This is a genomic window from Aeoliella sp. (assembly GCF_965227375.1).
Taxonomy (GTDB): Bacteria; Planctomycetota; Planctomycetia; order Pirellulales; family Lacipirellulaceae; genus Aeoliella.
This window is the reverse complement of the sequence record NZ_CBDDFX010000001.1, coordinates 2,687,430-2,700,465: the sequence shown is the minus strand read 5'-3', so window position 1 is coordinate 2,700,465 and position 13,036 is coordinate 2,687,430. Positions and strand designations below refer to the sequence as shown.

The following is a 13,036-nucleotide window of genomic DNA, read 5'->3' as shown; positions in this document are numbered from 1 at the left end:
GCCTCGGTTTTGACAACATTGTGCGGTATTTTAGGAGGACCTGACGTGGCCTCAGTTCTGGAACGAGTAGCAGACATCGTCGCCGAACAGCTCGGTGTCGACAAAGACAAAATTACGCCCGAAACGTCGTTTGTGAACGACCTGGGCGCCGACTCGCTCGACACTGTCGAGTTGGTTATGGAACTGGAAGAAGAGTTCGACATCAACATCCCCGACGACGCAGCGGAAAAGATCCAAACCGTCGGTCAGGCGGTGGAATACATCGAGGCGAACGGTAACGGCTGAACGCCGCCGGCGACCGACACCGCGCCGATACCCTTGTGGCGGTGCGCAGAACTATCGAAGGCGCACGCTTCAACAACGTGCGCCTTTTTTATTGAATAGAGTCAGTAAGTGAGATTGGTGGGATCAACCGCGATTTACCCCCTACAGCACTCACTCACCCGATACGCTACTCACCCAACCCGGAAAGCGACAGGACGATGAAACGGCGCGTGGTAGTAACCGGCCTGGGAACAGTGACTTCACTGAGCCTGAAGGTGGACGATCTGTGGCAGAAAATTCTCGCCGGACAGAGCGGTATCCATGAGTTCAAGCTGTTCGACACCACCAATCACAAGGTGAAGTTCGGCGGTGACATCCACGATTGGAACCCGCAAGATTACATCGAACGCAAAGACCTCAAGAAGCTCGATCGCTTCACGCAGTTTGCTTTGGTCTGTGCGGTCGACGCCGTGAACGACTCGGGACTCGACTTCTCCAAGGAAGATCCCTTCCGCTGCGGGGTGATCGTCGGTTCGGGTATCGGCGGGCTGAATGAGATTGAAGAGCAGGTCGGACGACTCATCAAGAAAGGTCCCGATCGTGTTTCGGCATTCACCATTCCCAAGCTGATGGTCAACGCGGCAGCCGGGCACGTGTCGATTCGCTACGGGCTGCGGGGCATCAACTTCGCCGTGGCCACCGCGTGCGCCAGCGCCACCAACGCCATGGGCTCCGCCTTCCAGTCCATCCGCGCTGGCGAGACCGATATCGTTATCACCGGCGGAACCGAAGCGGCTTGCACGCCGATGGGCCTGGCGGGCTTTGCCAACATGAAGGCGCTGAGCGAGCGCCACGACGATCCACAGGGCGCCAGCCGACCGTTCGATTCCGACCGCGACGGCTTCGTGCTCTCCGAAGGCGCCGGCCTGTTGGTGTTCGAAGAGTACGAACACGCCAAGGCACGCGGCGCGGACATCTACGCCGAGATCCTGGGCTACGGCGCCAGCGCCGACGGAGGTCACATCACCCAACCCGACGCCGAAGGCACCGGCGCCGGTCACGCCATGGCCCTAGCGCTGAAGGACGCGGAGATCTCACCCGAACGGGTCGACTACATCAACGCCCACGGCACCAGCACTCCGCTGGGCGACAAAGCCGAGACCACCGCCATCAAGCGCGTGTATGGCGACCACGCCTACAAGCTGAGTGTCTCGAGTACCAAGAGCGAACTTGGCCACCTGCTCGGCGCGAGCGGCGGCGTCGAAATGATCTTGAGCCTCATGGCGCTCAAGCACAACGTGGTTCCGCCAACCATCAACCTCCAATCGCCCGACCCCGAGTGCGATCTGGACTACACTCCCAACGAGCCCAAAGAGAAGCAGCTGAACATCGCCATGAGCAACAGCTTCGGCTTCGGCGGCCACAACGCCAGCATCGTGGCAGGTCGAGTGTAGCAGCCTTCCAAGGGCTTGTTGTTTCGGCGTTTTTCTCCGCACATTTCGTCCTAAATACTCCGAAAGGGCGGATTGGTGGTTGTCCGCAGATGGCTCCAGGAGGATACTACGCACTCTTTGGCCGCCCGCGCCGCGTGAGTGCTTCATGACGCGGCGTTTACTCCTTGAGAAAGAGACCTCTGATGCGCCACTGCCAGTCTGCTGCCGCGATACACACGGTTCTCCTGCTGATGTTCATCGGCACCCCTTTGGCCATGGCCGGCGCGCCGCTACCCGACCCGGGGCTGGCTGAATTCGACAACGAGACACTGTTTCTCAACCAGACCGGCGGCAGCACCATCGAGCTTCCCGGCGGCGGAGTGCCAGGCACACCAAGCTTCGGTGGCGTGACGATTTCCGCCCACACCGGGTCGACGTTGGCCAACAATGTGACGCCGCTGTTGGATCCTGATTTCGGCCTCAGTGGCGTTGAGAGTTTCAACGTCGCGCTCGACAGTCCTGCCTTTGGGTTCGGCTTCCAGTTCGTCGATCAACCGGCGGTCGCATCGACCTTCTCTTTCACGCTTTACAACAGTGGCCCGTCTGGGCTCCTGGTCGACTCGTTGTTGTTCGAGCGCCCCATCACCGGCGTTGGGTTCGTGGGTGGTGTGAGCAACACCGCGTTCGACTACATCGAGATCCGCGAGATCGTCGGCAGCGACGATAACGAAGGCTTCGGCAGGCTCTCGATTAGTTCCACGCCGGGTAAGTTCTGGGGCGAGTCGGACGGCAGTTGGGACACCGGCGCCAATTGGGCCGACTTCGTTGCGCCGATCTCCACCGACAACGTGTTCATCACGCCCAGTGCCTCCGTTACCATCGCCGGACCAGCCGCCGCGACGACCGTGGCATCGCTCACCATCGACAACCAGGACCACACCCTCTCGGGCGGCGCTGGAACCACCACGCTCAACCTCGATGGTGGACCGCTAACTGTTACCGGTGGGCTCGTGCTGGGAGCGACCGCTACCGACTCAGGTAGTTCGCTGCTGAACGTTGGTACCGGCACGTTGAACGTGGGCGGCGACACCAACATCCGCCCCGGCGGAACTCTGAGCATCCCCAGTGGCGGAACGTTTGCACCCACCGGTGCGGTGAATCTCGAAGGGGGAACACTATCGGTCGACTCCATCGGTTCGCTCACGCCCACTTGGACCAGTGGCACACTGGAAGTGACGGGCGCGGGTGGTTTCTCGGTGAATGCTGGCGGTCCGCTGGGAGGCAATCCCATCGACATCGGTTCGGGCAAGACCTTGAGCGTGACCAACACGCTCAACATCTTTCAAGCGGCCGACTTTCAAGTCACTGGTGGAACCGTTAACGCCGGCTCTTATACCAGCTCGACGCTGGGCACTCTGACGGTCACCAGCGGCGACGTGAACATCGCCGGCACGCTGGATAACCAGGCCGATGTCGTGCTCCAAGGCGGCACCACCACCGTCAACACGTTCGATACGCGGTTTGGCAATTTCGCCTTCGACGACGGGGAGTTGGTGATCGATGGTGGCTCCTTCATGCCTTCGGCGTTGTCCAACGACTTCAACCTCTCCGGCGACCCCGGCACACCGACTTTGACGCTCCAGAACGGCGCGACGATGGCCCTATCGACCGCGGGTACATTCAGTGTCGCTCTTGGAGCAAACGATAACGCGGTGCTCAATATTCACAGCGGAAGTACCGTGACTTCCGGCATGGCCGATGTCGGCGGGATCTCCTACGCCTCGGATGCCATTATCAATGTCGACGGAACTGGCTCGAGCTGGGAGGTCACTGGCAATCTCGAGCTTGGCCACGGAAACGTCACCAACCAAGACAGCAACCGTGGACGCGATCAGCTCAACGTCTCGGATGGCGCGGAGGTCGAAGTTTCTGGTACGGTCACCATCGCCACCACAGGCATCGTCACGCTTTCCGGCGGCAGCATTACCGCCACGACTTGGGTTCGCAACGCCGAAAGCCAGTTCACCCACACAGGTGGTACGCTCACCATCGATGGTGGCAGTTTCGGTTCTGGCAGTAGCAACTTCTCGCTGACCGGCGCCGACCGTCCCGAGATCCAGATGATCAATGGAGCAACACATAGCGGTGGCAACATTAACGTTATCAACGGCGAGTGGCAATTGCTTTCCGGATCGACCATCAACGCCACGGACTTCCAGGTCTACAACGCAAGTGGATCCGCCGGATACGCTCAGATCGATGGCGCGGATTCAACCGCCACTTTTTCCAGCATCGTGTCGGTCGGAACCCTCGGTGGCCATGGCGTGATGCACATCACCAACGGAGCATCCGTCAGCAACAACAACTACTTCGAGATCGGTGCCGGCGAAGGCGTCAACGGAGTCCTCCTGGTCGATGGCACCGACACGACGCTAAACGTCAGCGGCGGCAGTGGCTTGTTTGTCGGCAACGAGGGGCTCGGCCTCATGGACGTCACCGGCGGCGCGGTTGTCACGGCCAACATCCTCACGGTTGCCGACAGCGACGTGGGGGGCAATTCGCCGACCAGCGTGTTGACCATCTCTGGCGACGATGGCAATGGCAATCTTTCCACGCTCAGCGTGATCGGCAGCAGCTTCATCGGTGGATCGACCAACGAAGACGGTGGCACTGGAGTCCTGATTGTCGAAGCCGGCGCGCGGTACAACTCCAACGGTGGTATCATCGGCAGCGGCGATGGCTCCGGACCCGATGGCACTGGCACTGTGACTGTGACCGGTGCAGGATCGTTTTGGAATTCGATCGCCAACGGCACCAGTGACATTTATGTTGGTGACACCGGGTCTGGAAAGCTCGATGTCCTAGAGGGCGGCCGAGTCGATGCCGACGCGATGTTCATCGGAAGACTAGCAGGCTCCGAAGCGGCTTCGGTAATCATCGATGGTTCCACGTCGGTTGTGAACGTGAGTGGCGTCATGGTCGTCGGCAGTCAACGCCGTGGCACCCTGACGCTCACCGACGGCGCCACTCTGAATACCAGCACGGCGGGAAATGCTGAGTTCCTAATTGGCAACACCACCACCGCAGACAATTCGCCAGTGCTGGTCGACGACTCGGATATCGTTCATAACGGCACTGGCCGAGTCGCCGTGGGCGATGAATCGAATGGCACCGCGTCGTCGCTCACTCTACAGAACGGGGGCACTTTCACTGCAGCCAATAGCACCCTATTCGTGGCGGACATCAGCGGCTCGACGGGCGCACTGACCGTCGATGGCGAAGGATCGCTTCTGAGCGTCGGCCCGCGCATCGCCATGGGCGACAACGGTATCGGCACCATGACCGTCAGCAACGGCGGCGACGTGGAAGTAACCGACGCCAGTGGCTACTTCGAGGTGGCCGCCGCGTCCGGCGGCGGCGGCATGCTCACCGTTACCGACCCCGGCTCAACGCTCACGGTCGGCAACTACCTTTCTGTGGGTGATGAAGCCAACGTTACCGGAACTCTTGCCATTCAAAATGGTGGGCTGGTTTCCACCGGAGGCCACGCCTACATCTCCCGCCAAAACAGCGGAACCGTCGGCGTGATCACTGTGGAAGATCTCGATCTGAACGACGGTTCGACGGGCTCGACGCTCAACGTCGGCGAAGGCCTCTACCTGGGTGGCAACGTTTCCGGGGGCGGCGGCAATGCGACGCTGAACGTCAACGCTGGTGGCACCGTGAACGTGACGACTCTGCTGAAGCTGTGGGACAACGGCAAAGTGAACCTCAACGGCGGCACCATCAACACCGCCACGTTCGACCTGGAAAACCCACCCGAATTCCCGCAGCCGGACTTCATGTTCACCAGCGGCACCTTCCGCTACACCGGCGGGGCAACGCTCAACGCAGAGACGCTCAACGACCTCTTAGGTCCTGCTGTGCCGACACTCGCCGCTGGCCAGAACTTGGTAGTCACCGATCAGGCAGTGCTCAACTCGGCACTGCGGCTCAACGGAGGCTCGCTCTCGGTTGGCTCGGTATTCGGTAACGACCTGTCCACGCTCGACTTCGACACCGGCACGTTCAATCTCACCCAAGCGAACCTCACCGTGGGCGCTGGTGGGTTGTTCGGCTCGGCCATGGTGGTCGACCTCGGCCAAACGGTGAACGTCACCAACCAGGCGACCATCGACGCTGGCTCGGAACTCACCATCCTGGGCGACTTCAGCTCCGGCGGGCTTACCAACAATGGCGACCTGATCGTCATCGACACCACCGGCAGCGGAAAGACGATCAACGGATCCATCAACAGCCCCGCCGGATCGAACATCACGCTGGTTGGCAATATCGAGTTTGCCGACGGCGTCAGCGGCGGAGCCGACTTCTTTGGGCCGGGCACACCTGAGTTCGCCGCCAGCTACAGCCCAGGCGACAGCCCGGCCGAGGTGTTCTTCGAGAGCGGCTTGACGCTGGCCGAGACCAATACGCTGCTGATCGAGATCGCCGGCGCGATTGCGGGCGATGAGTACGACACGCTGAGCGTCGCCGGCGACGCCATGCTCGACGGGGTGCTCAGCGTTGCGCTCGATGGCTTCACGCCCACCGCAGGGCAGCAGTTCACCATCCTCACGGCCAATAGCGTGATCGACAACGGTCTCGTGCTCGGCGGTCCGGACGCCAGTTCCTTCAGTCTGCTGGTGAATAGCGACAGCGTCATCCTCCAAGCCCTCGACGGCACCGCCCTGCCCGGCGACTTCAACGGCGATGGAACCGTGAACCTGGCCGACTACACCCTGTGGCGCAACCACCTCGGCGCGGCCGACGACACGGCCATCAACAACGCCGGCGACAACGTGCCGGGCATCACCACGGCCGACTACGACGTTTGGAAGGGCAACTTCGGGGCGACGAGTTCCTCGGCGGCAGCTATAATCGATCCGGTGCCGGAGCCCTCGACCGCTTGCACGCTGCTGTTGGTCGCGGTGGGTCTCGGCGGTTGGCGAGCCCGACAGACGATACTCTCTTAACGTTATGAATCAGCGCGGTTTGTTTGTCTTCCTCCTCGCCCTGGCCATCGGCAGCAACGCCGGTGCGTACACCGACCTCGTGGTGTTCGGCGATAGCCTGTCCGATGCGGGCAACTCGACGTCCGTCTCCCTGGGTGTGGTCCCCGGTGCGGCGTACTGGAAGGGACGTTACTCCAACGGGCCGATCTACGTCGAACGACTGGCCAAGCACCTGGAACTCGGCGAAGTGAAGTGTAGCAACGCCGGTGGAAACATCTTCGCCTCCGGCGGGGCGCACACCTCGGGTACCAAAGGCAACCGCGAGGCGTTCGTCGACGACCTGGATGAGCAGGTCGCCCGATTCCTGGCACGCAAGAAGGTCGACAGCCAAGCGCTCTACGTCATCTGGATCGGCGCGAACGACCTGCTCGACGGACAGCGCAATGTGAAAGTGCCGGTCACGAACATCGGCAAGAGCCTCACGAAGCTGTACGACGCCGGGGCGCGACGGTTCCTGGTGATGAACTTGCCACAACTCGGCAGCGCACCCCGCTACCACCGCCGGCCCGATCGCGCCAAGTACATGAACAAGCTGACACTCGACTTCAACCAGCGACTGGCTCGCGAGTTGAATCGTATCGACAGGCGTCTCGGCGAGGCGGAGTTGCTGCGGTTCGACATCCAGGCGTACTTTGAAGACGTGGTGGCAAACCCCGACAAGTTCGGCCTGACCGACACCAGGAACTCGGCCGCTCCGGGGCTCGACGTGGGCACCTTTTTGTACGACAAGCGAGTCATCTCTCCCACGCCGGAAAAATTCCTGTACTGGGATATCGTGCACCCCACCACCACCATGCACGCCCAACTTGCCGACTCGCTGCACGCGTTCCTCCAAGAACAGGATGAGCAACACCCCGTCGGCTCGACTGCGGCGGGAGGCGAGTAGATGCGCGCGCCGCCAAAAACCGCTTCGCTGGCAGGACACCTGGCCTGGCTGGTCGCCCTGGTCATCCACGGCAGCCCCGCGAGTGCTTACAGCGACCTGTTCGTCTTCGGCGACAGCCTCTCCGACGTCGGCAACACACAAGCGGCAACCGCCAGCACCATCTTCTTCGTGAATCCAGGTCCGAGCTACTATCAAGGTCGGTTCTCCAACGGTCCTGTCTACTCCGAGTTGCTCTCCGAGCACCTCGGCTTGGGCACACTCAGTCGAAGCTCGGCGGGTGGAGACAACTTCGCCTACGGCGGGGCCAAAACCGAGGGCACCGATGGCATTAGCGGCCTGTTTATCGACGACCTGGCCGAACAGGTCGCCGACTACGTCGACAACCGCACTGGCGACCCCGACGCACTGTACATCGTATGGGCCGGCGCGAACGACCTGTTCACGGGGCAGCAAAACATGTCGATCCCCGTCGGTAACATCACAAGCAATATCCAGAACCTCTACGACGACGGAGCGCGGCAGTTCCTGGTAATGAACCTGCCCAAGATCGGCGCGACGCCCGACTACAACGGCACCGCCGCCAGCCGAGCCGACTGGAACAACCGCACGCAAGTGTTCAACACCACGCTCGCCGGCGGGCTCGACAGCCTGGAAGCGACCATCGCCGACATCTCGATCCAACGCTTCGACATCGAAGCGCTGTTCGACGCCGTGCTGGCTAGTCCCGCCGAGTACGGACTCTCCAACATCACGAGCCCGGCCGCGCCGGGACTCGAGTCGGGCGACCTGTTCTACGACTCGGACAACATCGTACCCAATCCCGACGAATACTTGTTCTGGGACGGCGTGCATCCCACGCGCGCGATGCACGCTCACTTGGCCGACGCCATCTACGAGTTCCTCACCACGCCCGCAGCTCTCACCGGCGACTTCAACAGCGACGGCCTTGTGAGCATCGCCGACTACACCGTGTGGCGCAACAACCTCGGCGCGACGGACGACGCAACCATCGGCAACGCGGGCGACGGGGTCGCTGGTGTGGATGCTGGTGACTACTCGGTTTGGCGGGACAATTTCGGGGCAACAAGAGAGTCGTTGGCGCTGTCTTCCCACGCGTTGCACGTGCCCGAAGCGAGCGGTTTGTCGATGGCGGTGCTGGCCTTGGCCGCGAGTTTGCTGACCGCCCAGCATAGCGTTTTGCGCACGCGTTTCTCGCTTCAGCGATAAAGTGGTTCGAGTACCCGAAAAAGGGTCGCTGGGGTGCGACTTCGGTTTGCACGTCTCGTAAAACGCAGGCAAAATGCGGAGATGACAAGCTGCCCTCGCCTGCCGCACACGTGTGCCTCGTTCATGAAAATCTTCAACCTCGCCAGTTGCCTGCTCGCGCTGTGGTTCTGCGCGCCGGTAGCCGTGGCCTTGACCACCATGTCGGCTTGGGACGCGGCCGAGTTCCGCATCTGGGGCTTCGTGCCCGATTGGACTCCGCAGTCGCAGGTCACTTCGTTCTCCACCGACGGCGTCTACGACCATGTGTCGGACGTGCTGTACTTCGGCGGCGTCCGACCCACTGCTAGTGGCAACTTGGTCACCACTTCCGCAGGCGCGCAGCACCTCAGTAAGCTCACCGCTCACTCGGCAGCGCACGACTTCCGCTTGCACATGAGCATGTTCACCGTCTCGGGCGGCAGCGTCGACGACGTATGGAATTCCATCGTCGGCAGCAGCACCAACCGGGCCAACTTCGTTTCCAACGTGGTCGACTTGATGGACACCCACAACATGTCGGGTTTCAATCTCGACTGGGAACGGCCCAGCACCGACACCGAATGGGCGAACTACACGCAACTGGCCAAGGACCTGAAAGCGGCGTTCGGTTCTTCGCGCGAAGTGTCGGTCGACGACTTTGGTTTCTCCGATTCCGATTGGGACGACACGCCGGTGTTCGACGCGCGGACGTACGACCAGTTGTTCATCATGGGCTATCATTACCCGGCCGATAATGGAACCAACCTCGACTACCAGTCGTTCGCTGGCTACAAGCGCAATTTGACCGACCAAGGCGTGGAGAAGGCCTTCGTAAACGAACAACTGGTGGTCGGCATCGGCACATGGGGAGCCGATGGCCCCGCGACGGTGAGTCTCAAGAACATTGTGGCCGTCGATCCCGACCTGCCGGCCGATGCCACCTCGTTCACCGGAACAGTCGCCGACCTGAACGGCACGCTGCGGACCGGCACGTGGGACATCGAAAGCCGTTACGAAGTGCGCGACAAGGTGAAGTTCGCCATCGACAACAACATGCCGGGCGTGATGTCGTGGACCTTGCATTACGACGCCACGAACGAGTACAGCCTGCACCGTGTTGCCCACCAATACGCGATGTTCCTGCAAGAGATTCCCGACTTGAATCTCGATGGCCTGGTCGACCACCAGGACGCGAACATCTTGGCCGACAACATGGGCACCGTGCCAGGCTGGACCGGCACCAACACGGACGCCCGCCTCGAAAACTACTACATGCGCGGCAACTGGGAGCGCGGCGACCACGAAGGCAACGGTTTCGTGCGCCAGGACGACGCCGATTGGCTGGCCGAGCGGTTCAGCGCGCTGGGCATGACCCTGCCCGACCGTCTGAGCTACACCGGCACCTTCGAGAACTTCGCCGACGCCCGGGGCACCGTCGGGCGATGGCTCGCGGGACGCGACACGGGCGGCAACCTCGAAGAGACCGGCAACTTCACCCAACATGGCGAAGGTCACTTGACGTTCAGTGCCACCGGCATCGGCGCAGCGATGCACAGCACCTCGGCGATCACGATTCGCAACCAGAACGCGGCCGAGCGATTCGACACGCTCAACACCGATCCCCGCACGATGAGCATTCCGCTCGATGCGCCGATCGACCTGAACACCGAGGACGAGCGTTACTTTACAATGCTGGTCCGTCAAAATACCGATCCTCTCTTGTCGGCCCACGAAACGTCGCTCGATCGCCAGCTGGCGCTACAGTTCCTCGACTCGGCCGGCGATAACCAGTTCGATGTCGCCCTGCACGGACTGCAAGAAACCGTTTCCATTCGCAGCCAGGCCGATACCGCGGGCGACGATGTCTCCACCACGGGCTTCGCACCCGATGCCACGTTCATGCTGGTCGGCCGCGTGCAAGGCAACGGGTCCGGCGCGAACACCATCTCCGTGTCGCTGCTGGCGGAAGGAGCCAACATTGGCAACTTCGCCGCCGACAGCTTCGTGTGGGACCTCACCGCCAACGGCAGTGGTGGATTCAACCCGGTGATCACGGATCTCGGCCTCCAAAGTTTGTATGAGGGACACTTCACGGTCAGCAACGTGTGGGTCGGCACCGCGGCCGAACTGTTCGCCCTGCCGTCGGCCGCGATGGGCGACTTCAACGGAGACGGTGTCGTGAACCTCGCCGACTATTCCGTGTGGCGAAACTCGCTCGGCACTACCGGCAACTACCTCGCGGCGGACGCAGATGGCAACGGGACCGTCGACCAGCAAGACTACGCCGTGTGGAGGAGCAATTTCGGCTCGTCCACCCCTGCTTCGCTGGAGAGCGTAGCGGCTGTGCCCGAACCTCGGACTATCCTACTATTGAGCCTCGCGCTTTCACTGCTGGTTGTCCGGCGACGCTGAAGCGTTGTCGGTGTCGTCGAAGAAGTAATCGGTGTAGTTGAGTTCGAGCAGCCCTTTCTTCACGTCGCCGTCGTCGTGGCATGCGTAGATCTCCTGCTTCAACCGCTGCAAGTTCTCCTCGTTCAGTAGCGGGTCAGCGGAGCGCTCCCGCCAAGCGGTCAGTTCCTGCTTCAGGTCGGCCAGCACCTCCGCGTGCTCGGGATCGTCCGCCAGGTTGTGGAACTCGTACGGGTCGTTCTTCAAGTCGTACAGTTCGAACTCCGGCGGATTCTGCAGTCGGGCGTATACCGCTTGCAGATCGCTCGAGGCCGTCTTGATGTGCTGCTCTTCGAAGCCGGGCGAGAACCTTGAGCTCAGCGTGTGCGCGTAGTCGGGATGCTCCTCTCCCACCAGCAGGCTTTGGATCAACTTGTATCGCTCGTTGCGCACGGTCCGCTGGGGATAGAAGTCATGCGCCGAGTGCGTGTGGTACTCGGTAAACAGATGCTCCCGCCAGTCGGCCTGCGAGTCGCCAAACAGCGGTAGCAACGACCGCCCCGCCAGGTTGTCCACTCGGTGAGCCATCGCCACCTGCAGGAACGTCGGCATCAGGTCAAGCGTCGAGACCAGCTCGGTGCGGACCACACCCCCTTCGGCATGTTCGGGCCAGTAAACGATCATCGGCACGCGCACACCGCCTTCGTAGGAACTCCGCTTCCCACGAAACATGTCGGCGCCATGGTCGCCGAAGTACACGACCAGCGTATTGTCCGCCTTACCCGATCGCTCGAGCGCTTCGAGCAAGTCACCGATGAGCGCATCAAGTCGATTCATGCAGTTGTAGTAGTCGGCCGTCTGCTCGCGCAGCTCCTGGCAGTCGAGTCCCATGTACGCCAGCGGCTTCACCTCCTCGGCGGTCAACACGTTCTTGGGCAGCTTGGCCGCGCGCGGAAGGAACGGGCGGTGGGCGTCGGGGTAATTCACCGCCAGAAAGAACGGACCGTCGTCGGCGGTCATGAACTCCTCGGCATGCTTCGCGTAGCGGCCGAGGTTCTTACGGCCAAAGTTGGCGCCAGGGATCTTCTTGTAATCAAACGGAAACGCCGACTCGGGGTTGATGTGCAGCTTGCCAATGATGCCGGTGCGGTACCCGGCGTGCTTCAAGTTGCGCGGCAGGTTTGGCGTGTCCTCGCGGTACAAGCTGAACTTCCACGTCGCCAGGCCGATCTGCCCATTCTGGTGCGGGTACAGCCCGGTGAGGTACGCCGCCCGCGACTGGCTGCACCCAGCCTGTGGCACGTAGGCGTTCTCGAACCGCACGCCCCGCTCCGCCAGCCCATCGAGCACCGGCGTGGTGACGTACCGGTCGCCGTAGCAACCGAGTTCCGGGCCATTGTCTTCCGAGACGATCACCAGGATGTTCGGCCGCGACACGTTCGGCGCCTCGGTCGCCAGTGCCTGGCCGGCCATCGCGACGATCAGTAGACACTTCCAAGCATTCATGCTCATGCTAACTCCGTAGTTCGTCATCGTTGCTTCAAGCGGTCGATTGCCAGACACCATATTAAGTTCAGGTTAACCGTAATAATACCGCGCCGCGATTTGCTAGCTGCCCGCATGCTCATTTATTGGGCACTCCCCGCTTGCTGGACCTTCGCACCGCCAACCCTGGTGTCCCAGGCCGGGTGCAACGATCCACAATTCGGACGTTTCTTCTCGGGAAATCGGAACTCTGTCTGCGGAAAGGTGCGAAATCGCATTCATTG

At 61.6% G+C, this 13,036-nt stretch carries 7 protein-coding genes; 6 read left to right on the top strand and 1 reads right to left on the bottom strand.

Going from position 1 to position 13,036, the window contains the following annotated elements:
- Nucleotides 1-45: 45 nt before the first annotated feature.
- From ACQK2L_RS11050 to ACQK2L_RS11025, 6 genes are all read left to right on the top strand, one after another.
- Nucleotides 46-285 (top strand): acyl carrier protein, encoded by a 240-nt coding sequence (locus ACQK2L_RS11050; protein WP_425397022.1) that lies wholly within the window; start codon nucleotides 46-48, stop codon nucleotides 283-285.
- 197 nt (nucleotides 286-482) lie between these two features.
- Nucleotides 483-1,718, top strand: a complete 1,236-nt coding sequence (fabF, locus tag ACQK2L_RS11045) for a beta-ketoacyl-ACP synthase II (RefSeq protein WP_425397021.1) — start codon at nucleotides 483-485, stop codon at nucleotides 1,716-1,718.
- Nucleotides 1,719-1,900: 182 nt separating this feature from the next.
- The gene (locus ACQK2L_RS11040) at nucleotides 1,901-6,709 is read left to right on the top strand and encodes a beta strand repeat-containing protein (protein WP_425397020.1); all 4,809 of its coding nucleotides are present in this window, start codon (nucleotides 1,901-1,903) and stop codon (nucleotides 6,707-6,709) included.
- 4 nt (nucleotides 6,710-6,713) lie between these two features.
- On the top strand, nucleotides 6,714-7,634 hold the full coding sequence (locus ACQK2L_RS11035) for an SGNH/GDSL hydrolase family protein (RefSeq protein ID WP_425397019.1): 921 nt from the start codon (nucleotides 6,714-6,716) through the stop codon (nucleotides 7,632-7,634).
- Nucleotides 7,635-8,861 (top strand): SGNH/GDSL hydrolase family protein, encoded by a 1,227-nt coding sequence (locus ACQK2L_RS11030; protein ID WP_425397018.1) that lies wholly within the window; start codon nucleotides 7,635-7,637, stop codon nucleotides 8,859-8,861.
- Between the two features lie 123 nt (nucleotides 8,862-8,984).
- Nucleotides 8,985-11,291, top strand: a complete 2,307-nt coding sequence (locus tag ACQK2L_RS11025; protein ID WP_425397017.1) for a glycosyl hydrolase family 18 protein — start codon at nucleotides 8,985-8,987, stop codon at nucleotides 11,289-11,291.
- Here ACQK2L_RS11025 and ACQK2L_RS11020 read toward each other — a convergent pair.
- Nucleotides 11,265-12,779 (bottom strand): sulfatase family protein, encoded by a 1,515-nt coding sequence (locus tag ACQK2L_RS11020; RefSeq protein ID WP_425397016.1) that lies wholly within the window; start codon nucleotides 12,777-12,779, stop codon nucleotides 11,265-11,267. The genes ACQK2L_RS11025 and ACQK2L_RS11020 overlap by 27 nt on opposite strands.
- Nucleotides 12,780-13,036: the final 257 nt, after the last annotated feature.

Excerpts from the sequence above, each read along its gene's own strand:
- ACQK2L_RS11040 (WP_425397020.1), top strand. The coding sequence starts at position 1,901 with ATGCGCCACTGCCAGTCTGCTGCCGCGATACACACGGTTCTCCTGCTG.
- fabF (WP_425397021.1), top strand. The coding sequence starts at position 483 with ATGAAACGGCGCGTGGTAGTAACCGGCCTGGGAACAGTGACTTCACTG.
- ACQK2L_RS11035 (WP_425397019.1), top strand. The coding sequence starts at position 6,714 with ATGAATCAGCGCGGTTTGTTTGTCTTCCTCCTCGCCCTGGCCATCGGC.
- ACQK2L_RS11030 (WP_425397018.1), top strand. The coding sequence starts at position 7,635 with ATGCGCGCGCCGCCAAAAACCGCTTCGCTGGCAGGACACCTGGCCTGG.
- ACQK2L_RS11020 (WP_425397016.1), bottom strand. The coding sequence starts at position 12,779 with ATGAGCATGAATGCTTGGAAGTGTCTACTGATCGTCGCGATGGCCGGC.
- ACQK2L_RS11025 (WP_425397017.1), top strand. The coding sequence starts at position 8,985 with ATGAAAATCTTCAACCTCGCCAGTTGCCTGCTCGCGCTGTGGTTCTGC.